20 protein-coding genes are annotated in these 21,409 nt (G+C 62.6%); 1 reads left to right on the top strand and 19 read right to left on the bottom strand.

Features of this window, described 5'->3' with window-relative positions:
• Window positions 1–140: 140 nt before the first annotated feature.
• From OZ411_RS13035 to OZ411_RS13015, 5 genes are all read right to left on the bottom strand, one after another.
• Window positions 141–1,694: a tripartite tricarboxylate transporter permease gene (locus OZ411_RS13035; protein WP_282528263.1), complete on the bottom strand. Its 1,554-nt coding sequence runs from the start codon at window positions 1,692–1,694 to the stop codon at window positions 141–143.
• A gap of 12 nt (window positions 1,695–1,706) precedes the next feature.
• Window positions 1,707–2,189, bottom strand: coding sequence for a tripartite tricarboxylate transporter TctB family protein (locus tag OZ411_RS13030; protein ID WP_282528262.1), 483 nt, complete (start codon window positions 2,187–2,189; stop codon window positions 1,707–1,709).
• A 58-nt stretch (window positions 2,190–2,247) separates the two neighbouring features.
• The gene (locus tag OZ411_RS13025; RefSeq protein ID WP_282528261.1) at window positions 2,248–3,240 is read right to left on the bottom strand and encodes a tripartite tricarboxylate transporter substrate-binding protein; all 993 of its coding nucleotides are present in this window, start codon (window positions 3,238–3,240) and stop codon (window positions 2,248–2,250) included.
• Between the two features lie 72 nt (window positions 3,241–3,312).
• Window positions 3,313–4,557 (bottom strand): CoA transferase, encoded by a 1,245-nt coding sequence (locus OZ411_RS13020; RefSeq protein WP_282528260.1) that lies wholly within the window; start codon window positions 4,555–4,557, stop codon window positions 3,313–3,315.
• Window positions 4,558–4,567: 10 nt separating this feature from the next.
• The gene (locus OZ411_RS13015) at window positions 4,568–5,359 is read right to left on the bottom strand and encodes an enoyl-CoA hydratase/isomerase family protein (RefSeq protein ID WP_282528259.1); all 792 of its coding nucleotides are present in this window, start codon (window positions 5,357–5,359) and stop codon (window positions 4,568–4,570) included.
• Window positions 5,360–5,477: 118 nt separating this feature from the next.
• Here OZ411_RS13015 and OZ411_RS13010 point away from each other — a divergent pair, with 118 nt between their 5' ends.
• The gene (locus OZ411_RS13010; RefSeq protein ID WP_130580657.1) at window positions 5,478–6,152 is read left to right on the top strand and encodes a GntR family transcriptional regulator; all 675 of its coding nucleotides are present in this window, start codon (window positions 5,478–5,480) and stop codon (window positions 6,150–6,152) included.
• A gap of 36 nt (window positions 6,153–6,188) precedes the next feature.
• Here the strand turns inward: OZ411_RS13010 and OZ411_RS13005 are convergent, their stop codons facing one another.
• From OZ411_RS13005 to OZ411_RS12940, 14 genes are all read right to left on the bottom strand, one after another.
• Entirely contained in the window at window positions 6,189–6,848 is a 660-nt protein-coding gene (locus OZ411_RS13005) for a GntR family transcriptional regulator (RefSeq protein ID WP_130580668.1), read from the bottom strand.
• Window positions 6,849–7,056: 208 nt separating this feature from the next.
• Entirely contained in the window at window positions 7,057–8,577 is a 1,521-nt protein-coding gene (locus OZ411_RS13000; protein WP_282528258.1) for an aldehyde dehydrogenase family protein, read from the bottom strand.
• Window positions 8,578–8,646: 69 nt separating this feature from the next.
• The gene (locus tag OZ411_RS12995) at window positions 8,647–9,720 is read right to left on the bottom strand and encodes a branched-chain amino acid ABC transporter permease (protein WP_282528257.1); all 1,074 of its coding nucleotides are present in this window, start codon (window positions 9,718–9,720) and stop codon (window positions 8,647–8,649) included.
• On the bottom strand, window positions 9,717–10,598 hold the full coding sequence (locus OZ411_RS12990) for a branched-chain amino acid ABC transporter permease (RefSeq protein ID WP_130580654.1): 882 nt from the start codon (window positions 10,596–10,598) through the stop codon (window positions 9,717–9,719). The genes OZ411_RS12995 and OZ411_RS12990 overlap by 4 nt, the downstream gene beginning before the upstream one ends.
• A gap of 61 nt (window positions 10,599–10,659) precedes the next feature.
• On the bottom strand, window positions 10,660–11,370 hold the full coding sequence (locus tag OZ411_RS12985) for an ABC transporter ATP-binding protein (RefSeq protein ID WP_282528256.1): 711 nt from the start codon (window positions 11,368–11,370) through the stop codon (window positions 10,660–10,662).
• On the bottom strand, window positions 11,342–12,184 hold the full coding sequence (locus tag OZ411_RS12980) for an ABC transporter ATP-binding protein (RefSeq protein WP_282528255.1): 843 nt from the start codon (window positions 12,182–12,184) through the stop codon (window positions 11,342–11,344). Before OZ411_RS12980 ends, OZ411_RS12985 begins: the two co-directional genes overlap by 29 nt.
• Before the next feature lie 56 nt (window positions 12,185–12,240).
• Window positions 12,241–13,140 (bottom strand): NAD(P)-dependent oxidoreductase, encoded by a 900-nt coding sequence (locus OZ411_RS12975; RefSeq protein ID WP_282528254.1) that lies wholly within the window; start codon window positions 13,138–13,140, stop codon window positions 12,241–12,243.
• 26 nt (window positions 13,141–13,166) lie between these two features.
• Window positions 13,167–14,408, bottom strand: coding sequence for an ABC transporter substrate-binding protein (locus OZ411_RS12970; RefSeq protein ID WP_282528253.1), 1,242 nt, complete (start codon window positions 14,406–14,408; stop codon window positions 13,167–13,169).
• Between the two features lie 333 nt (window positions 14,409–14,741).
• Window positions 14,742–15,209, bottom strand: a complete 468-nt coding sequence (locus OZ411_RS12965) for an OB-fold domain-containing protein (protein WP_282528252.1) — start codon at window positions 15,207–15,209, stop codon at window positions 14,742–14,744.
• Window positions 15,206–16,396, bottom strand: coding sequence for an acetyl-CoA acetyltransferase (locus OZ411_RS12960; protein ID WP_282528251.1), 1,191 nt, complete (start codon window positions 16,394–16,396; stop codon window positions 15,206–15,208). Before OZ411_RS12960 ends, OZ411_RS12965 begins: the two co-directional genes overlap by 4 nt.
• Window positions 16,393–17,682, bottom strand: coding sequence for a CoA transferase (locus OZ411_RS12955; RefSeq protein ID WP_282528250.1), 1,290 nt, complete (start codon window positions 17,680–17,682; stop codon window positions 16,393–16,395). The genes OZ411_RS12960 and OZ411_RS12955 overlap by 4 nt, the downstream gene beginning before the upstream one ends.
• Window positions 17,683–17,766: 84 nt before the next feature.
• The gene (locus OZ411_RS12950) at window positions 17,767–18,993 is read right to left on the bottom strand and encodes an ABC transporter substrate-binding protein (protein WP_282528249.1); all 1,227 of its coding nucleotides are present in this window, start codon (window positions 18,991–18,993) and stop codon (window positions 17,767–17,769) included.
• 35 nt (window positions 18,994–19,028) lie between these two features.
• Window positions 19,029–20,090 carry a PDR/VanB family oxidoreductase gene (locus OZ411_RS12945; RefSeq protein WP_282528248.1) on the bottom strand — a complete coding sequence of 354 codons (1,062 nt, stop codon included), beginning with the start codon at window positions 20,088–20,090 and terminating at the stop codon, window positions 19,029–19,031.
• Complete coding sequence (locus OZ411_RS12940) at window positions 20,087–21,406, bottom strand: Rieske 2Fe-2S domain-containing protein (protein WP_282528247.1); 1,320 nt, start codon at window positions 21,404–21,406, stop codon at window positions 20,087–20,089. Before OZ411_RS12940 ends, OZ411_RS12945 begins: the two co-directional genes overlap by 4 nt.
• Between the last annotated feature and the right edge of the window lie 3 nt (window positions 21,407–21,409).

Raw genomic sequence — 21,409 nt, 5'->3', positions numbered from 1 at the left:
CGCGGGCCGTCGAAGACGGTCGCCGATCACGACGAGACGGGCGAACTGTCGAATCTCCTCCCGTCGCGACAAGCTTCGCCGTCAGCTCAGGGCCGATGCCGGCGGGATCTACCACGCAAGTGCGATGAGCGGCTTTGTGGTCATGTGATCCTCAACTTCTGCTGGCTCCTGTCTTCAGGACCTGGCGCGAGGGCCTTCTCGCGCGGTTTGCTCAGGACGTGCGCGATCTGCAGCGCGAGCGGAAGCAGCAACAGCGTCAGCCCGGCCAAGACAAGGCTCGTCACGAGAGGATTGGCAAAGAACACCCCGAGCGATCCCTTGGACATCAGCATCGACTGCCGGAAGGCATCCTCGGCCTTGTCGCCGATGACGATCGCGAGCACGAGCGGGGCGAGCGGATAGAACATCTTCTTGAAGAGATAGCCGATGACGCCGAAGCCGAGCATCATGACGACATCGAGATAGGAGTTCGACACCGAATAGGCGCCAACGACACAGATGATCACGATCAGGGGCGCAATGATGACGAACGGAATCCGCATCAAGGCCGCAAATATCGGAACGGTGAGCAGCACGAGCGCGACGGCGACAATGTTGCCCACATACATGGAGGCGATCAGGCCCCAGACAAAATCCTTCTGGTCGACGAACAGCATAGGCCCGGGATTGAGGCCCCAGATCATCAAGCCGCCCATCATCACCGCGGCGGTCGCCGAGCCGGGAATGCCGAGCGACAGCATCGGCAAAAGCGCGCTGGTGCCGGCCGCGTGATCGGCGGTCTCCGGGGAGATGATCCCCTCGACTTCGCCCGTGCCGAAATGGCGACCACGCCGTGAGAAGCGTCGGGCGATCCCGTAGCTCATGAAAGACGCCGCGGTCGGGCCGCCCGGCGTGATCCCCATCCAGCATCCGATGGCCGCGCTGCGCAGCAGAGCGATGCCATGCCGCGACAGGCGGACGACCGCGCGGAAGACTTCTTTCCAGTCAATCCTTGAGGAGACCCCGCGTGCGTGAAACTCCTCTTCGACGGCAACCAGCAGCTCGCCGATGCCGAATAATCCCATAACCGCCACGACGAAGCTCACGCCTTTCACCAGCTCATCGATACCCATTGTCAGGCGTACGCTGCCGGAGACGGTATCGATGCCGATGGCAGCAATCGCAAAGCCGATTGCCAGAGCGACCACCGTCTTGATCGGCGCCGCGCCACCCATGCCAACGAAACTGGCGAAGGCGAGGAAATAGACGGCGAAGTACTCCGGCGGCCCGAAGGCGAGCGCGACCTGCGCCACCCACGATGCGAGGAAGGTGATCAGAATGACCCCGACCAGGGCGCCGAACGCGGCCGAACCGAAGGCGGTGGCAAGCGCTGTCGTCGGCCTGCCGTCGCGCGCCATCGGATAGCCGTCGAACGTGGTGGCGACCGACGACGGCTCTCCGGGAATGTTGAACAGGATCGAGGTGACGGAGCCGCCGAAGAGCGCGCCCCAATACATGCTCGAAAGCAGGATGATGGCCGAGACCGGCTGCATCCCGAAGGTCAGCGGCAACAGCAGCGACACGCCGTTCGGCGCGCCCAGGCCCGGCAGCACGCCGACGAGAATGCCGAGCAGGACGCCGATCACCATCAGCACCAGATGCGGCACGGTGACCGCGATCGTGAAGCCGTGCAGGAGCTCCTGGAGATTTTCCATTCGCTCTCCCCCTTAGAGCCCTGCTGCGGCGGCGAGCGCGCCGTGCGGCAGCGTCACCTGGAACATGCGCTCGAACACCACATACAGCGCGAGCGGCGTGGCCGATGCCATCGCCAGCGAGCGAAGCAGCGATTGATGCCTCGGCAGCGCCAGCACAGCGAAGACGTAGCCGGCTGAGGCCACATACATCCCGACTATCGGGATCAGCGCCACGAAGAGAGCGGCAGGCACGAACAGCCCTGCGAGGCGGCGCAGCTCGATTCCTGTGATGGCCACGGGAACGCTTGCCAGCGTGCCGCCCGGCAAGACACCGCGGGCGAGATTGTAGAGGCTGCCAGCAACGATGATCACACCGGTCAGGAACGGAAAGGTGCCGGCATCGACTCCGGCGGCCGACCAGCCGATGCCGTTGTCGAAGCTGGACACCACCACGGCGACACCGAAGCCGCCGGTGAGAATGGCGGTTGCAATTTCGAGAGCACGGCGTGAGACCATCGATCTGCTCCAGCCCGGCGCTAAACCCGGATAGCTTCGCTCGACGTGGCCGACCGGCTCACTTGACGAGCCACCCCTGCTCGGCCGCGACCTGCTTGATGTGCTCGAGGTCCTGCTTGATGTAGCTGTCGAACTCGGCCCCCGTCAGGAAGGTGTCGACCTGCGAGGTTTTCTCGATGTAGTCCTTCCATTCCGGTGTCGCTCGCACCTTCTTCATGAGTTCGACATAGAAGGTAGTCTGCTCCGGCGTGACCTTGCCGGGCAGCCAGACGGTGCGGGGCTGCTCATACTGCGAGATGTCGAGTCCCTGTTCGACACAGGTCGGCACGTCGCTCCAGCCTTCGGTCGCGGTGACCTTAGGCCCCTGCGACAGTCGCTTAGGACTGAAGACACAGAGCGGGCGCTGCGTTCCGCCGCGCCATTGCCCCAGGCTTTCAGAGGGGTTGTTGACGTGAGAGTCGATATGACCGCCCGCGAGCTGCACGGCGGCCTCGGCGCCGCTCTTGAACGGAATGTAGATCAACTTGATGTGCCCGACTTTTTCCATCATACGGGTCAGCACCTCGTCGGTATCCTTCGACTGCGCTCCGCCCATCTTGAATTCATTCGCGGCCGCCGCCTTCAGATAGTCGCTGACCGTCTTGTACGGCGCGTCCTGCTTGACCCAGAGCAGGAACTCATCCTGCGCCATCGCGGCGATCGGAGTGAGATCGGTGTAGTTGAAGGCGACCTTGGACACGAGCGGCTGCTGCCATGCGTTCGACGTGCCGAAGATCACCTTGTGGGGATCGGCGGCCGAAGCCTTGCCGTACACATAACCTTCCGCACCGCTGCCGCCGCCCTTATTGACGACCACGATCGGCTGGTCGGTCAGCTTGTACTTGGTGATGATGTTCTGGACCGCACGCGCCAGATTGTCGGTGCCGCCGCCCGGCCCTGCGGTCGCGACGAACTCGATCGGCTTCTGCGGCTGCCAGGCCGCGCCCGCTGGAATCGTGCCGGCGAGCAGGATTGCGGCGGCAGGCAGCAGGAATCTCGACGTGACGTCCATGGTTTCCTCCGGCTGATTTTTTGCCTGTTTTGTTTGTCGTATCGGCCTATCGCGACGTTACACGAGCTGCTTTTATCGACCGATGGCTGCCGAGACGATTGCGCCTTCTTTCTCGAGCGCTTCGATCTGACTGTCATCGAACCCATACTCGGACAGCACCTCGCGCGTATGCTCGCCATAGACCGGCGCGCCAGAACGCACTTTCCCGGGCGTCACCGAGAACTTGACCGGGAGCCCAATCGTCTTCACCGGTCCGAGCGTCGAATGCTCGACCTCCACGACCATCTCGCGCGCAAGCGTTTGCGGATCGTTCAGCGCTTCCAGCATGTCGTGGACAGGACCGCATGGCACGCCCTTCCCTCCCAAGACCGTGAGCCAGTGCGCCCGTGTCCCCGCGCGGAAGCGCTCGCTCAAGACCGCTTCGAGCTCCTTCAGATGCGCCATGCGATCAGCGCCGGTCACGAAGCGCGGATCGGATGCAAGCTCGGTTGCGCCCAGCGCCTCCAGCATCAACAGCCAATTCTTGTTATTGGCGCCCCCGACAACGAGCCAGCCGTCCGAAGCCTCGAATGCCTGGTATGGCGCGTTGAGCGGATGCGCCGAGCCCATCGCGCGCGGCGCCGTGTTGGTGGCGAGCGCGATGGTCGATTGCCAGTAGGTCTGCACCAGCGCCGCCTCATACAGCGAGGTCTCGACCCACTGCCCTTCACCGGTCCTCAGTCGATGCGTGTACGCAGCCAGGATTCCCATGCAGGCCAAGAGGCCCGCGGTAATATCCGATAGGGGTGGACCACACTTCACAGGCGGGCCGTCTGGCCGCTCGCCAGTGAAGCTCATGATCCCGCTCATGGCCTGGGCGACCAGATCGAAGCCGCGGCGATGCTTGTAGGGTCCGGTGCGGCCGAACCCCGAGAGCGAGCAATAGATCAGCGCCGGGAACTCATCGTGCAACGCCTCATAGCCGAAGCCCAGCCGCTCCATCGCACCCGGCGCGAAATTCTCGACCAGCACATCGGCACGTGCGATCAGCCGCCGCAGCACCTCTTTGCCGCCGGCGGTTTTCAGGTCCAGCACCACGCCACGCTTGTTGCGGTTCATCATCAGGAACGAGGCCGCCTCGTCGCCAATCTTCGGCGGCACCGAATGGCGGGTGTCATCGCCGTTCGGCCACTTCTCGATCTTGATGACATCGGCGCCCATGTCGGCGAGCATCAGCGTGCAGGTCGGTCCCGCCATGACATGGGTGAGGTCGACGACCTTGAGGCCGGCGAGCGGTCCTTGCGGGCGAGCAGCGGACTGCGATTGGTTGCCTTGCATCGTCATATCCCTATCGCCCGCGCCATTGCGGTGCGCGCTTGTTGAGAAACGCGTCCAGCCCCTCGCGAAAATCCTCGCTCATGTAACACATGACGATGAGGTCCTCGCCCTCCTCGCGCGTCAGCCGCTTCTGCAGGCGTGCGACCGCCTGCTTTGTCGCGCTGAGCGTCAGCGGTGCGTGGCCGGCAAGGAGCCGAGCGACCTCATCGGCACGCCCGTCGAGCGCCGCGAGATCGTCGACCACCTCCGTGAGCAGGCCGATCGCCGCGGCCTCGGCGGCTTCGACCAGCCGCGCCGTGAAGATCAAATCCTTGACGCGCGCCGGTCCAACAAGGGCGGCGAGCCGGCTGACATTCGACATCGACAGGCAATTGCCGAGCGTGCGGGCAATGGGAAAGCCGATCCGCGCGCTTCTGGTGCCGATGCGCAGATCGCAGGCCGCGGCGATGCCGGCACCGCCGCCGGTGCAGAAGCCGTTGATCGCGGCGATCGTCGGCACCCTGCACTGCTCGAGCGTGGTGAGCACGCGGTCGATACGGTTCTCGTAATCGAGTGCGTCCTGCGGCGTCGTGAAGGCGCGGAACTGGTTGATGTCCGTTCCCGAGGCGAAGGCCTTGTCGCCAGCGCCGCGAAGCACCAGCACCTTGATTGCCTGATCGCTGTTCGCCTGCTCGCAGATTTCGGCGAGCCGCTCGTACATTTCGAAAGTGAAGGCGTTTCTGGCCTGAGGACGATTGAACGTGACCCGTCCAATGCCGCTCGCGACCTCGAAGACGAGATCTTCCGCCACGTCCTGATCCATTTCCTCTATCCAATCGTTTTCACAATTTTGAATGCAAAATTTGGGTTTATCAAGCTGGAACCGCCGCCATCCTGTAGATATTCTTCTATTTTGAATTCAAAATTGGAGGCTCGACGAAATGCTGCATGAGGAGGTCGTCAGCCGCATTCGCGCGATCCTGCTCGACGGCGAAATACCGCCTGGCGCTCGGATTCCCGAGCGCGATCTATGCGAAAGGCTGCAGATCTCGCGCACGCCGCTGCGCGAAGCCCTCAAAGTGCTGGCGGCCGAAGGCCTTGTGCAGTTGCTGCCAAACCGCGGCTCCCGCGCAGCCAGGCTTACCGACAAGGACATGCGTGACCTGTTCGAGGTCTGCCAAGGGCTCGAAGCCCTGGCCGGCGAGCTTGCGTGTGAGCGCATCACTGAGGAAGAAATAGGTGAGATTGCCGCTGCGCATGCCGCGATGGCACATCATTATCGTAACGGCGATCTGATTCAGTACTACCGCTGCAACCGGGCCATTCACGAGGCGATCGTTGCGGCGGCCGGCAATCCCGTGCTCATCGGTCTGTACAATTCGGTCACGGCGCGTATTCGGCGCGCGCGCTATGTCACGCCGATGACATCCGACCGCTGGGCCTTAGCGCTTCATGAGCACGAAGCGATCCTCAACGCGCTGCAGCGTCGCGACGGCGTCGGCCTCTCCCATATCTTGCGCACCCATCTCCGTCACAAGCGCGAGGAGGTTCTGCAGGCGGGGTTCGCCGAGGCGGAAAGCGGCGATCCCACCATGCCGGATCGAGTCCGGGTCTGAAATCGGCTAGCCTGTTCTCAGCAGGCGGCCAGTGGCTCATCCTAGCAGAGCCTTCGGAAGCTTATGCATGATTTCCATCACGCCAGGCGCTCCCTCGCCGGGCGTCAGGTGCGCCGTAGCCGCCTTAGCGGCGGCGGATGGATCCTGTTCGAGAATGGCCTGGAGGATCAGGCCATGATATTGATAAGCTTTACTGATGTAGCCCATCGCATCGAACGAATGATTGCGATAGGCGCTGGTTCGCGTGCGCATCCGCAGGATCTCCTGACGGAGATACGGATTGCGGGATCCCGCGTACAGCACCTCATGAAACGCCATGTTGGCCTGCTGCCAGCCGAGCGCGTCGTTACGTTCGACAACGCTGCGGGACGCCTTATGGGCGTCAGCCAAGGCCTCGCGCTCCTTGCTAGTCATGCGTTCGCAGGCGTAGCGGGCCGATAGGCCTTCGAGCTCCGCCAACAACTCCCACACCGACAGGAGCTGCGCGAAGTCCATCTTCGAGACGATGGCGCCGCCGCGGGAGATACTGGACACCAGCCCCTCGGCCTTGAGGCGCAGAATGGCCTCGCGCACCGGCGTACGCGACACGCCGAACTGGCTCATCAGGTTTTCTTCGTCGACCGGATCCCCAGGCAGCAACTCGCGCTGGCTGATCTGCCTTTCGACAACACTGTAAATGCGGTCGCTCACCTTCATTTCGGTCACTACATGGGTCCTGGGCAACTTCGGAAGGCGATCGTCCGGGCCATGGTCGACACGTTTCGGTCCCCGACGTAAAAGGAAATAGCTTCAGTTCGAATAGCGATCGCGCTTCAGTCTGCCGCCATGCATGATCTCCACGCAAAGCGCGTTCCATCATCGACGGGAAACCGGTACCCGGTTTCCCCCAATCCAGGCAAGCCGATCAGAGCGTCAAGTTGACAGTTACGGTCTTCAGCCGCGAAAAGCCCTCGAGCATCGAACCCAGCGACATTTCCTTGCCGAGCCCGCTCTGCTTGAACCCGCCATAGGGCTGGCCCATGATCTGGCCCTTGCCCTGGTTGACCTGGACCCAGCCGGAATCGATCTCATGGGCCATGCGGATGGCGCGCGACGTGTTGCGTGAGAACACATAGCCGGCCAAGCCGTAGTGGCTGTCATTGGCCATCTTCAGCACCTCGACCTCGTCGCTCCATGGGATCGCCACCAGCACCGGGCCGAAGATTTCCTCCTGCGCGAGACGCCAGTTGTTCGACGTGCTGGCGAACAGCGTCGGTATGGTGAAATAGCCGGCGCTCAAGGGGCCCTCCTTCGGTGGCAGGCCGCCGGCGATCAGCTTGACGTCCTTGTTCTTGATGCCGTCTTCAATGTAACCGCAGACCCGACCATATTGCTTATTGTTGATCAGACTCCCCATGTCGGTGGCTTCGTCGAGAGGATTACCGATCTTGTAGCCGTTCATCAGCGCGACCAGCTTGTCGAGAAACTTGTCGTAGATCGACCGGTGCAAGAACAGGCGCGATCCGGCGGTGCATGACTGGCTTTGCCGCGTGAAGCGCATCGCGGATGCAACGCCCTGGACGACCCAATCCTCGTCGGCATCTTCGCAAACGATAGCTGGACTTTTGCCGCCAAGCTCGAGCGATACCGGCACGATGCGGTCCGCCGCGCCAGCCAGGATGCTGCGGCCGACCGCGGTCGAGCCGGTGAACGACACCTTGCTGATGCGCGGATGGGTGGCGAGCGCTGCGCCGCATTCTGGACCAAGGCCGGTCACGATATTCAACACGCCTGGCGGCAGATGCCGATTGCAGATTTCGGCAATGAACAAGGCGGCGAACGGCGCGTCTTCGGCCAGCTTGAGCACCAGCGTGTTGCCGGCGCACACGGCCGGCGCGATCTTGATCGACGACAATGTCGCCGGCGCGTTCCAGGGCACGATCGCGCCAACAACGCCGAGCGGCTCACGCCTCGTGTAGCTCAATATGTCATCGCCCAGCGGCAGCGTATCGCCCTTCAGTTCGCTTGCCAGACCGCCAAAGTAGCGGAAGACCTCCACGCAGGTCAGCGCCTCCGGACGCGCCTGGGTACGCAGCGCATTGCCGGTTTCGTGGGCGATGATGCGGGCCAACTCTTCAACGCGGACTTCAAGCTCGTCGGCGATCTTGAGCAGCGCCCTGCCGCGCAGAGACGGCGTCACCTTCTTCCAGCTCACGAAGGCCTTTTCCGCAGCGATCACCGCGCGTTCGACATCCTGCCCGGACGCGCGCGGGGTGTGGGCAATCGTCTTCTTGGTGGCGGGGCATTCGACCGCCAGCGTGCGACCATCGACGCTGCCGACCCATTCGCCATTCAACAGTTGAAGCGTCGGTCCAAGGCGCACGGAGCTGTCCGCCTCGCTCACGGATGCCTTCAGCCTTCCATTGATTTGCACTTGTACAGTCATGGTCTTTCCTTCCATCGTTATAGCGACCACCGGCCGAGCCGCATCCTTCATGAGCAGCCGGCAGAGCGATCAGGTGGCACGTACGCCCCTGTCGGCAGCGGCTTTCACGGCCGTTCTCTCGGCGCTTTTCGGAGCAGTTCTATCGGCAGCTTTCCTGGCCTCGCGCCGATTGCCGATGATCTTCATTAGTGAGCCGACGATCCCATTCGGCATCAAGGTCATGCATGCAATCAGGATACCACCATAGACCGCACCGGAGAACGCCTGACCGAGATCCGAGGCATAGGACGGCACGAACTGCAGGAACAGGCCGGCGACCAAAGCTCCCCAGATCGTTCCGAGCCCGCCCACGACGATCGCCGCCAGGAAGCTGATCGACAGCATCAGCGTGAACGAGTCCGGGCCAATGAAACCGATCGTAAAAGTCGCAAGTGCGCCACCAACGCCCGCCAGCATCGAACCGGCCCCGAACACGATCACCTTGAGTCTGTTGACATCTACGCCCATCGACGACGCGGCGAGTTCGCCTTCGCGGATGCCGGCCAGCGCCCGGCCATTACTGCCGCCGACGAAGTTCCTGACCAGCCAGAAGACAACGACGGTGAACGCCAGCACCATGTAATAGATCCATGCGTCCTGGCCCAGCGTGAACCATGCCGGCGGCACCGGCTTGTCGACCATCAGGCCGGCCGCGCCGCCGGTATAGGCCTTGAACTGCTTGACCAGCGGGACGACGGATACGGCGAGGATCAGCGTGATCAAGGCCAGATACAGTCCCCGCAGCCGTTTGGCCGGATAACCCGCCAGCACGCCGGCGATGAATGTGACAACTGCCGAAATCAGGACCGCCAGGACATCGTTGACGCCCAGATACGCGACGCTAAGCACGGCGGCATACGACCCCAAAGCAAAGAAGGCATTGTGGCCGAGCGAGACCTGACCGACATAGCCGGTGATCAGGTTGAGGCCCAGCGCCGCCACGGCATAGGTCATCACGCCGGTCAGTTGGAATGTCTGATACTCGGGGATCACGAGCGGCATGCCGAGCAGGATCACTGCCAACACGAAGCCGACGCCGATCTTTGTGACGACCACCTCGCCATGCCGGACCGATTGCATGGCGGGAATTCCGATGCTGCTCATACGCGTACCACCACGGTGCTGCCGAACAGACCTTCAGGCTTGATGATCAGCACAGCTACGATCAGCATCAGCGGCAGCAGGATCTGCAGATCGGAACCGAGCCAGGGAAGATAAGCCATTGATAGTGCCTGCGAGATGCCGACGATGGCGCCGCCAACAACCGCGCCGCGATAGCTCGTCAATCCGCCGACCACGGCCGCCGCGAATGCGTAGATGATGATGGCGCCCATCATGTTGGGATCGAGCGTCAGCTTCGGTCCGACCAAGAGGCCCGAGACCGCCCCGAGCCCGGCTGCCAGTCCCCATCCGATCGCCATCATTGCCGTGAACGGGACGCCCACCAGCATCGCGGAGGTGGCGTTGGAGGCCGAGGCGCGGAGCGCGGTGCCGAGCCGCGTATGCTGCAACAGCAGGAACATGCAGGTCGAGATCGCAATCAGAAGCGCGATCGTGCCCAGCAGTTCGGCATTGAACCGAAACGCGCCAATGGCGAAGCTCTTCTCGGGGAACGGGCTCGGCAATGAGAGCTGCAGAAATCCCCAGATCGCGCCGTCGAAGCTGTTGAAAGCCAGGAACAGGCCGAGCGTCACGATCACGATCGTCAATTCATCCCGGTGCTGAACCCACCGGACCAGCAGCAAGTAGGCCAGCACGCCGACCACCATCGACAGGATGATTGCGATGAGAAACGACCACCACAGCGGCACGCCCCAATCGACCATCTGCCAGGCGAGATAGGCGGAGAATGTCGCCATCTCGCCTTGGGCGAAATTGGCGATGTTCGTCGTTCGGTAGATCAGCACCAGGGCAAGGCCCAGCGACGCGTAGATCGCGCCATCCCCGATGCCGTTGACGATCTGCTGAAAGAAGTACTGCATCGTCAGCTTCTCTGTTCAGTTATTGGAGTAGCCTGCATGCGCCAAGACCGGTCGCGGATAATCAGTTACCAAGATAGGCAGCGCGGACGCCGTCGTTCTTGGACACGTCTCGGGCCGTGCCCGACAGCACCATCGAGCCGGTCTCAAGCACGTAGGCGTCATTGGCAATCTCCAAAGCCAGATTGGCGTTCTGCTCGACGATCAGCATCGCGATGCCTTGCAATCGGTTGACGCGTTGCAACGCCTCGTAGAGGTCATCGATGATGACCGGCGCGAGCCCGAGCGACGGCTCGTCGAGCAGCATTACCCGCGGCTTGAGCATCAGCGCCCGGCCGACGGCCAGCATCTGCTGCTCGCCGCCGCTGAGGCTGCCAGCCTTCTGCTTGCGGCGCTCGCGCAAGCGAGGAAACAGGGTGTACATCTGGTCGATGTCGGCTGCGATCTCAGCCTTGTCGCGGCGACGGAAGGCGCCGACCGCCAGATTGTCCTCGACGGTCAGGTCGCTGAAGGTGCCGCGTCCCTGCACGCCGTGGGCGATGCCCAGGCGCGCGATCCGGTCGGGGCCTAGCCCCTTCAGGTCCTTGCCATCCAGCAAGATCTGCCCGGTATATTTGACCATACCGCTGACGGCGCGCAGCGTCGTCGTTTTGCCTGCACCGTTGGCGCCGAGCAGCACGGCGATACTCCTTTCGCCGACCGCGAGCGAAACGTCGTGCAGCACCGGAATGCGCCCGTAGCCGGCGCTAATGCCCTTGATCTCGAGAACGCTCACGCTGTTTCCCCAAATAGGCCTGGATGACGCGGGGGTCTGCCTTGACGTCGGCCGGCTTGCCTTCGGCGATCTTGTTGCCGAAGTCCAACACGATGATGTCGTTCGAGACGCTCATCACCATGCCCATGTGATGCTCGACCAGCAGCAAGGTCAGGCTGAATTCGTCGCGCACCCGGACCAGCGTGTGGGCGAGTTCATCGACCTCCGAGTGCGACAGCCCGCCGGCCGGCTCGTCGAGCATCAAGAGCGAGGGACGAGACGCCAGCGCGCGGGCAAGCTCGACCCGCTTGAGCGTCGGATAAGGCAAGCTGTCGATGCGTTCATCGTGCAGGTGATCAAGCTGCAGGCGCGCCAGCAACTCCATCGCCGCGCGGCGCTGGGCGGCTTCTTCGGACCGAAGCGACACCGGCACGAACGGCGCGCGCAAGAGCGAGGTGCGACCGTGGTGATAGCCTCCGAGCATCACATTCTGCAGAACCGTTAGCGATTTCATCAGCGCCAGATTCTGGAAGGTGCGAGCGATGCCGAGTTTCGCGATGTCCTTGGACCGATAGCGTGTGATGTCAGTCCCGTCGAAGGTGATCCTGCCGTCCGTCGGATCGTAGAGCCGGCTGACGCAGTTGAACAAACTGGTCTTGCCGGCGCCATTGGGGCCGATCAGGCCGCAGATGACGTCCCGCCCGACCTGGAACGATAGCGCATTGATCGCAACGAGGCCGCCGAACCTGAGCGACAGATTGTCCACCGCCAGCTTCGGCGGCGCCGTCGCAGCCGGCGCCTTCCGCGGGGACAGATGAGCCGTTGAGCCGTTCATGTGATCTTCGTCCCCACGGTGAGGGCTAAAGAGAGTTGCCTCGACAATCCCGGGCGTTACAGGCCGAGTGCAGCTTCAGCCTGTTTGGCGACGACTGTCATGTCCGAGCCGGGCGCCGCGCTCGCCAGCGCCTTGGTCCAGATCGCGGCCACCGTGCGCGAGAGCTGGGCATCGGATCCCATCGCGTCGAACAGCGACATTGCCACGCGGACATCCTTCTCCATCAAAGCGAGTGCGAAGCCGAACTGGAAGGTGCGGTCGATGACCGCCTTCTGCCAGACATGGGTGGTCTGAAAGCTCTGGCCGGACGACGCATCGATCGCTTTGAGCATCGTCGTCGGATCAAGGCCGAACTTGGCGCCGACCGCGAAGACTTCGCTGGTGGCGGCGAAGGCCGTGGCGGCGAGCAAGTTGTTCAGCGCTTTGACCGCATGGCCCGACCCGACCTTGCCGACCAGGAAGACCTTGGCGCCCATCTTCTGCAGCACCGGAAGCGCCCGATCGAAATCAGCCTGCGCACCTCCGACCATGATCGCCAGGCTTGCGGCCTCCGCCCCTTTGACGCCGCCGGAGACCGGCGCGTCAATGAAGCGGATTCCCTTCTTGGCGGCGATCTCCGCGTTCGCGACCGAATTGGTCGGCGCGGACGAGCTCATGTCGATCACCATGGAGCCGGCGGGCAGATAATCGAGCAGGCCCTTGCCGCCATCGGCGCCGTGCAGCACCTGGTCGACGATCGCGCTTGTCGGCAGCATGAGGATCACTGCATCAGCCGAGCTCATGCCGCTCACACCGTCGACGATCCGGCCGCCGCTTGCCTTTGCGGCCTCGGCCGCACGGGCCGCATCGGTATCGTAGACGAGAATGTCCGCAATCCCCTTCAGATGCTTCACCATCTGGCTGCCCATGGCGCCCAGCCCGATGAATCCGATGGTCTTGAATGTGTTGTTGGTCATGGACGTTGTCTCCTCGTTACGACGTGTCATTGCGACTTGGCTGGTGGCTCGTAGAGCGGCGTCTTACCCTCGTAATTGAGGACAGGACCGACCGGCACGAACTTCACGCCGTCGAACTGGGATATCTGCACGGACTCGATCGGGTAGCCGTCTTCGGCACCATTGGTGTTCAGCGTGATGCCGTCGAGCATCAGCGGCTCCTTCTGGTTCTTCATGCTGCGGGCTGCCTTCATGAAGGCCTCGCGGGTCGGCTGCTCCATCCGCTCGAACAGCCCCTTGGTCGCGTGGCAGGCGTACCAGCCGGCCGCCGCGTTTTGGTCGGCGGGATTGAGCGAGCCGCCATATTGCTTGAGCTTGGCGATGTAGAGCTTCATGTCTTCGTCGTTGGCATAGGCCGGGTTGGTCTGGTCCTTCATCCACTGGCCGCTGTAGACGCCCTTGGCGGTCTCGACGCCGGCCGGCTCGAACACGCCACCGATGCTCGATCCGACACCCCAGATGATGTGCACCGGCCTCCAGTTGATCGCCGCCATCTGCTTGAGAGCCTGCACGACGAATTTTGGCGTGGTGGCGTCGACGAACAGATCGGCGCCCGAAGCGGCAAGTCGGCTGATCTTCGCGTTGATCGTCGGTTCGCTATAGGTGTGTTCTTCGCGAGCGACGATGTTGAGGCCAAGCTCCTTGGCCGACTTCAGGAACGCATCGGCAAAGAACGGACCGCCGCTGTCATCGTTGAGCAGCGCGATCTTGGCGTCCGGGAATTTCTGCTTGATGAACGCCGCGTAGATGGCGGCTTCGGTGTTATAGGCGAGCCACGCGGCCATGGTCCAAGGGTTCTTTTCGACCTCGGACTTTGCGCCGAACATCGGGCCGCCCGTTGCGATGAACATCTGCGGCACATGCTCGGCATTATAGTACGGCCGCGATCCAAGATTGGCGCCGGTGCCGACATTGCCGACGACCGCGAACACCTTGGACTGGCTCACCAGCCGACGCGCGTTCTGCACCGCACGCGCGGGCTCCATCGCATCATCCAAGATCTCAAGCCGAATCTTGCGCGTCTTGCCGTCGCCGAACTTGACGCCGCCTTGCTCAGCATTGAGGTAATTGAAGCACGCTTCCGTGCCGCGGGCGATCGCGCCGTAACCCGCATTCGGGCCGGACAATGCGGCCGAGATGCCGATCACAATTTCAGTGTCAGTAATGCCATTCTCTGCGTGCGCCGGTGTGACGATGGTGGCTGCACCCACCCCCAACGCTAACGACAACAGACAACCCCACGCATCGCGTGGCCGCGCGTGCGACATCGTCTTCCTCCCTGATATTTTTTGGATGCTGCGCACCCTTAGCGCGAATTAAGACACGAAGTATTTTTTGGATCAAGATATATATATTTATAAAGCGCCTAAGGATATTGCGCTGCGACGTGATCCGGACGCGCCGATCCGACGAAGGTCATTTGTTCGGGCGTCAGCATCTTCTTCAGTCGCGACTGAGGAACGTCAGCGATGACACTCCTATCGTGCGGCGGGACCACAGTCGTCGTAATCAGAGGAACTTTATTCGACTCCGTTGGCGATGGCGATCCGCAGACACATCAATTACGACCTGACCGCATCGACCACGTGCCACTGCAGCAACGAGTATGGCGGATCGGAATCCGGATGATGCTCGAACACGCCTTTAACATCCGCTCCGATCAAGACTTCCTGCAGGGGATCACCTAGCACGTTGCCCACCATGCGGACGCCGCCGGCCTGCGGAATCTCCACGAGCACGACGAGGTACGGACCATGCTGGTTGAGCGCCGCATGCGAAGGATGCCACACACGCTCCCAACTGAAGATACGGCCGCGCGGCTCGACCTCGACCCACTCGGGATCGAAGGCGTGGCAGCGATGACAAATCCATTCCGGTCCGAATTGCCAGGTTTGGCAATGGCTGCAGCGCTGCACCAGAAGCCGGTTTTGCCGCAAGCCTGCCCAGTAAGGCGCCGACAAGCCATCGGGCTCGGCCACCGGAATCGGCAGGCCTTTCGGAAGATAGGTCGCGCTTGCGCTGCTGCTCATAACGTTGCACTCGAGCCGAGAAGAAGATTGCTGACCGGCGTCACCATCGGGCCACCGATGACCATTGCCACATCATTCCGTGCGACCTGGTTTGACGATGTGCCGCGCACCTGGCGCACGGCCTCAAGCACAAGCCCGAAACCATGCATGTAGCATTCGGCGAGATTGCCGCCGCTGGTGTTGAGCGGCAGCCGGCCGGAGGGCGCGATCAGGTTCTCGAGGGTGAAAAAGTCGTTCGCCTCCTCCGGCCTGAAGAAGCCATGCTCCGCCAATGCCATCACGACCCCGCCGGTGAAGTTCTCGTAGCTCTGGACCACGCCGATATCGGATGGGCCGAGGCCAGCCATCCGGTAAAGGTCGAGCGCCACCGTATCGAAGCTGGCACTGGCATAGAGCGGCGAATTGTGCGGAATCGCACCCGTGCGATGCCCCGATCCGACGGCTGCACCGAGCACGTAGACCGGCTTCTGGCGGAAGTCCTTCGCGCGCTCCTCGGGCACGAGCACGAGCGCCGCCGCACCGTCATTCTCCATGCAGCAATCGTAGAGATGAAAGGGCTCCACGATCCAGCGCGAAGCATCGTATTTCGCCGGATCAAGCGGCTTGCCATGCATGACCGCGCGCGGGTTCGCCTGCGCATGGTGATAGGACGCCAGCGCAATCGCGCGAAGGGCTTCCTGCCGCACGCCATGGTCATGCATAAAGCGGCGCACCCGCATGGCGAAGCGCTGCGGCGGCGCGAGCACGCCATACGGCATCAGGTAGGCTTTCTCGCCCGAGATGTTATCGATGCCCGTGGTCTGCCCGAAGCGGCCGTACTGGCCCTGCGCCAGCGATCGGAACACGACCACGCAATCGGCGAGACCGGCCACGATCGAAGCCGCCGCATTCGCCACCGCCGCGCAGCACCCTCCACCGCCTCCGCCCCACTGCATCGTCGCAGTGCGCAGCCTATGCGTGCCGAGCGCGGCGGCAAGCCGCGACGCATCGCTGCGGTCGTCGCTGTACGAGGCGAAGCCGTCGATGTCGCGCGGATCGAGCCTGGCATCATTGCAGGCGGCGAAGATCGCCTTCAGCGCGAGCTTGAATTCCGCGTCCGGCGAGGCGCCGTGCCGATAATACTCGGTCTCGCCGATCCCGATGACGGCAACGCGGCCCCTGAGCGTACGATCGCTCCGCCCGCTCATGCCTGCTTGTCCGCCGACGCCGGCTGGCGACGAGCGCCAAGCCCGCCCTCTTCCGCAAGGCGTGCCAGCCGCGCGTCGTCGTAGCCGAGCACCTCGCGCAGAACTTCCTCCGTGTGCTGGCCCACGGCCGGCGCAACGACGGGATCCACGACCGGGGTTTCAGAATATCGGATCGGCAGGCTCACATTCGGCACCCATCCGACCGTGGGATGCGGGATGCGTGTCACGATCGCACGCTCCCGCGCTTCCGGAGAACGAATGGCCTCGCCGATGCTGCGCACCTGCCCGCAGGGCACGCCCGCCGCCCGCATCCGCGATTGCCAGTACGACCATGGCTGCTGCGCGAACGCTTCACCAAGGATCGCGAACAATTCGTCGCGCCGGCGGATGCGTTCGGGGCCGGTCGCGTAGATTTCGGCCGTGGCCATGTCGGCGCGGCCGATCACCTGCGCCATCAGCCGCTGAAAGATCTTGTCGTTGCCGCAGTTGATATAGAAGGAGCGGTCTTGCGCCTGGAACACGCCCGACGGGCAGGTATCGGGAGACGTGTTGCCGTGCCGCTGTGTATCAGCGCCGCTGAACAGATGTTGCAGCGTGGCGTAACCCGTCATCAGCACCGCGGTGTCGAACAGGGACACCTCGATGGCTTGCCCGACACCGCTGCGCTGGCGCGCGACCACCGCGCCGAGGATCGCATTGGAGGCCATCATCGCCGTAGAGATATCCATGACCGGCGACAAGGCGCGCACGCCTTCGCGATCGGCATAGCCGTTCATGGACACGAACCCGCTCTCGACCTGCGCGATCGGATCGAAACCGAGCCGATCGGCAAAGGCGCCGTCCCGGCCATAGGCCGACACCGAACAATAGATGATGTCAGGTTTGATTCTGCGGCAATTGTCGTAGTCGAGGCCCAGTCGCTTCATCACGCCGGTCGAGAAATTCTCGACGACGACGTCCGCCGTGGCAATCAGTTCACGCACAACCTTGAGGCCTTCCGCCGACTTCAGGTCGACCGCGACGCTGCGCTTGTTGCGGTTGGTCCAGAGAAACGGAGCGCCGTGCCTGAGATCGGGATGCAAGGGCGGATAACGGCGAAGATCGTCGCCCTTCTCCGGCGCCTCGATCTTGATGACCTCCGCGCCCATGTCGGCGAGAATCATCGTGGCGAGGGGACCGGCGATGAAGTGCGAGAAATCGATCACCCGAATTCCATCCAGCGCTTTTGGCGCATCGGAGCGACGAGGCGCATGTTCCGGAAATTCCGCTTCCAGCTGATCCAGCATCTTTCACCCCTATCGGTTTGTCGTTCAGATATCCGAGATCGGCGCCGCCTTCCGTGAATGCCCGCGGCCGCTGCAGATGGTCCGTCAGTTGTTCCTTGCCTGCTGGAGCAGCGAACATCCGCCTTCATCGAGCGGCCGAAACGCTTCGGGCCCGGTGAGCACGCCGACCTGCTCCAGGAGATCCCATTTGCTCTTCGATGCTGTGGGCGATTTGACGCGGAAGATGTACATGTTGTGGATGGCGCGCCCGTCCGGACGGACGACGACGGGCCCGAACAGATCGTCGTCGATCGGCTCGCGCTTCATCTCCTGGATGATCGCCTGGGCGTCATTCGTTCCTGCGGCCAGAGCTGCATTCAAATAGGCGCGTATGGACGAGTAGACGCCGGCGTGGAATGCGGTGGGCGAATGCCCGTGCTGCCGTTCGCCGAACCGGGCCGACCAGGCCCGACTGGCATCGTTCAGATCCCAATAGAACGGCTGGGTGATGATGAGCCCCTGCGCCACCGAAAGGCCGCTCGACTCGACGTCATTCGTCGTGGTGAGCAGCGCCGCGAAGGTACGCCCGTTCTGCTTCAGCCCGAACTCCGACGACTGCTTGATCAGATTGATCGTGTCGCCACTGGCGGTGGCGAAGGAGATCACCTCGGCGCCGGAGCCATCCGCCTGCAGAATGAAGGACGCATAATCGGCGTTGTCGATGGGAACATTGACGGAGCCGACGACGGTGCCGCCGCTCGACTTGATCACCGACGTTCCATCGCGAACCATGGATTTGCCAAGCGCATTGTCGGTCGCGATGAAATACCATTTCTTGCCGCCGTGATGCACAAGGTAGTCGCCGATGGTGTGCGCGGCGGCCCAACTGTCGAAGGTCCACTGGATCGTGTTGGGCGAACAATATTGTCCGGTAAGATCGGACGAAGCGGCGCTTGACGCGATCAGCGCCGCCCTGGTGCCGCGGACGACCTCGTTCACGGCGAGGCCCACGGCCGAGTTCGGCACGTCGGCAACCGCGTCCACCTTGTCCTGATCGATCCATCGCCGAGCGATACCGGCGCCGACGTCGGCCTTGTTCTGGTGATCCGCCGAAACGATCTCGACCTTGAAGTCGGGATGCTGCTTCATGAAATCCTCGGCAGCCATTTTCGCAGCCGTCACCGATCCTGGGCCGGCGTTGTCGGAGTAAGGACCGGAGGCATCGTTGAGGACGCCGATCTTCATCGACCGCGGCGTCTGCGCCGACGCGCTCCAGGAAACGCAGAGCGCGAGGAGGAGGGACAGTCCCAGGGAATACGGCAGGCTTCTCATGTCATGTACCAATTTCTGATTGTCGTAACGTACGCTCAAAGATCCAGGACGAGCGTCGATGATTTGGAGCCGGAGCAGCAGATCATGATTGTCTTGTTTGCCGCTCGCTCCTCGTTGCTGAGAAACTGATCGCGGTGATCCGGAATCCCCTCGATGACGCGGGTCTCGCAGGTGCCGCAGACACCTTCAGAACAGGCATAGTTCGCCGTTATTCCCGCATCCAGCAGCGCCTGCAGGATCGTCTGTCCCGACTGAACAGTGATCGTTAGTCCGCTCCGCGCGAGCCTGACCTCGAACCCGCCCTCGACGGCCGGCTTTTCCTTCGCCTTGAAGTATTCGACATGAACCTGGCCGGCTGGCCTGTCAGCTGTTGCCGCTTCGAACGCCTCGAGCATCGACACCGGGCCGCAGCAATACAGATGCGCGTCCGCCGGCGCGTTTTTGACGATCTCGGCGAGGTCGAGCATGCACCCCGCCGGCTCCTGGTCGAAATTCACGTGAAGGTTTCGATGAATGTCGGGTCGCAGCGCATGCAGTTCATCGATGAATGCCGCAGCGGAACGCGTCCTTGCTGCATAGAACAACTCCCAGGAGCGACCGAGTGTCTGGAGCCGGCGGATCATCGACAGCAGCGGCGTGATTCCGATTCCGCCTGCGATCAGCACCGAATGCTTCGCATTCTCCTCAAGGACGAAGTTGTTCCTCGGGTGCGAGATCGTGATGATGTCTCCCGCCCGCACAGTGTCATGGATGAAACTGGAGCCGCCTCGACTTGCGGCGTCCTTGTTGACGGCAACGACATAGCGATGTCGCTCTCGAGAATCGTTGACGAGCGAATAGCTGCGGATCATTCCGTTGGCGAGATGGAGATCGATGTGGGAGCCGGCCGTGAACGCAATGAGATCGCCGCCGCCTGGAGCGACGAATGCGTATGAATTGATGCGCTCGGCCTCGTAGCTGATCCGTTTGACGCGGACTTGCATCATGTTCTCGGCCATCGGCTTCGATTGTCCTCCGGAGGCGATGGAGGCAGCGCCATCGAGCGCCGGCTCCTCCCATGCCCGATCGTCGATCTTCGCGAGAGCGGACGCGCTCACAGCTTGTATCCGAAATCGGCGCCCAACTTCGCCCGCATGAACGGCGCGCCGACATCCGCCCAGGAGTCCTCTGGCGGAAGTTGCAGGGACACCGCGCGCACCATGAACACATCCGGATCGGTCACGCCCTTTGGCTTGGTGCCATGATCGCGATAGGCGCCGAGCGCTTCGAGCAGGAAGCGCCGCGTCATCGCAATGCCGGTGTCGCTGGAGCAGAGGTTCTCCTTGGTGCGGTCGTAGATCGGCGAAACACCGCTTTGACAAGCGCCGTCCTGCACCCACAGCCCGGGCAGCCCCGAGAACCAGGTCGTCTGCTGCGCCTCGTAGTCGAACTGGAAGCCGTTCTGCGGATTGTATTTGGTCCAGTATCCGGCGTAGGGAACGGTGACGGGGTGCTGGACCAGCGCATGGCGACTGACGTGCCCGCTCTCCCGGCCGTTGTGCCCCTCCGCAAAAATCTGACGGGTCTTCGGCAGCAATGGCTCCGAGGGATGATACGAGAACATGATGCAGAGCGTGTTCTCGTCATCAATCGGCACCCAGGCATGACCGCTCAGATCCGGAAACGGAGACAGCGGTGGAACGAGCGTATAGAACGGCATCACGAACTGATTGACGCGCCAGTACAACGTGTTGGCGTCGTAGTTCCGGCGGGCGGCGATGCTCATCCCGAAATCCTGCTTGATGCATTCGAACATCGGACGGAGATCGCGCTTCTGAATCCACGCGCTGGTGGTGCCCTGTGAATCGAGCCGGCCATGAAGCAACGGCGCATGAGCGGAATCGATCTCGCCTTCGACCGCCTGCAGCCAGTTGCATTCCTGGACCCGCACCGAGATGTGCACCTGGTCCGCCGGCACCAGATTCCACTCCACGTTCGGAAGCGGCGGAGGATTCGCAGCATCTGGACCCATATAGGTCCAAAGCATTCCGTTCCGCTCCTGACAGGGATAGGCCTTGATCCGCACGCGCTCTTTCAGCCGGCTGCGAACCGGCTCGGCCGGCATGTCCGTTGCCGCCCCTGTCACATCGAACTTCCAGCCGTGATAGACGCACCGCAATCCGCAATCTTCATTGCGGCCGAACATCAGCGGCGCGCCGCGATGCGGACAGGCATGATCGACCAGGCCGACGCGACCCTCGGTGTCGCGGAAGGCGACCAGATCTTCGCCCAAGAGCCGGATGCGCTTCGGCTGACCGTCCTTCACCAGATCGGCGGACGGCAGAAACGGAATCCAATACAGCCGGAACAGCTCGCCAAGGGGAGTGCCCTTTCCGACTCTCACCAGCCTTTCATTGTCTTCGCGCGACAGCATGAG

It is taken from the genome of Bradyrhizobium sp. Arg237L (assembly GCF_029990105.1).
GTDB lineage: Bacteria > Pseudomonadota > Alphaproteobacteria > Rhizobiales > Xanthobacteraceae > Bradyrhizobium.
The sequence above is the reverse complement of the archived record's forward strand: the minus strand, read 5'-3'. Positions and strand labels throughout refer to the sequence as shown.

Coding starts and splice junctions, on each gene's coding strand:
- OZ411_RS13035 (WP_282528263.1), bottom strand. CDS start 1,694: ATGGAAAATCTCCAGGAGCTCCTGCACGGCTTCACGATCGCGGTCACC.
- OZ411_RS13030 (WP_282528262.1), bottom strand. CDS start 2,189: ATGGTCTCACGCCGTGCTCTCGAAATTGCAACCGCCATTCTCACCGGC.
- OZ411_RS13025 (WP_282528261.1), bottom strand. CDS start 3,240: ATGGACGTCACGTCGAGATTCCTGCTGCCTGCCGCCGCAATCCTGCTC.
- OZ411_RS13020 (WP_282528260.1), bottom strand. CDS start 4,557: ATGCAAGGCAACCAATCGCAGTCCGCTGCTCGCCCGCAAGGACCGCTC.
- OZ411_RS13015 (WP_282528259.1), bottom strand. CDS start 5,359: ATGGATCAGGACGTGGCGGAAGATCTCGTCTTCGAGGTCGCGAGCGGC.
- OZ411_RS13010 (WP_130580657.1), top strand. CDS start 5,478: ATGCTGCATGAGGAGGTCGTCAGCCGCATTCGCGCGATCCTGCTCGAC.
- OZ411_RS13005 (WP_130580668.1), bottom strand. CDS start 6,848: ATGAAGGTGAGCGACCGCATTTACAGTGTTGTCGAAAGGCAGATCAGC.
- OZ411_RS13000 (WP_282528258.1), bottom strand. CDS start 8,577: ATGACTGTACAAGTGCAAATCAATGGAAGGCTGAAGGCATCCGTGAGC.
- OZ411_RS12995 (WP_282528257.1), bottom strand. CDS start 9,720: ATGAGCAGCATCGGAATTCCCGCCATGCAATCGGTCCGGCATGGCGAG.
- OZ411_RS12990 (WP_130580654.1), bottom strand. CDS start 10,598: ATGCAGTACTTCTTTCAGCAGATCGTCAACGGCATCGGGGATGGCGCG.
- OZ411_RS12980 (WP_282528255.1), bottom strand. CDS start 12,184: ATGAACGGCTCAACGGCTCATCTGTCCCCGCGGAAGGCGCCGGCTGCG.
- OZ411_RS12975 (WP_282528254.1), bottom strand. CDS start 13,140: ATGACCAACAACACATTCAAGACCATCGGATTCATCGGGCTGGGCGCC.
- OZ411_RS12965 (WP_282528252.1), bottom strand. CDS start 15,209: ATGAGCAGCAGCGCAAGCGCGACCTATCTTCCGAAAGGCCTGCCGATT.
- OZ411_RS12960 (WP_282528251.1), bottom strand. CDS start 16,396: ATGAGCGGGCGGAGCGATCGTACGCTCAGGGGCCGCGTTGCCGTCATC.
- OZ411_RS12955 (WP_282528250.1), bottom strand. CDS start 17,682: ATGCTGGATCAGCTGGAAGCGGAATTTCCGGAACATGCGCCTCGTCGC.
- OZ411_RS12950 (WP_282528249.1), bottom strand. CDS start 18,993: ATGAGAAGCCTGCCGTATTCCCTGGGACTGTCCCTCCTCCTCGCGCTC.
- OZ411_RS12940 (WP_282528247.1), bottom strand. CDS start 21,406: ATGCTGTCGCGCGAAGACAATGAAAGGCTGGTGAGAGTCGGAAAGGGC.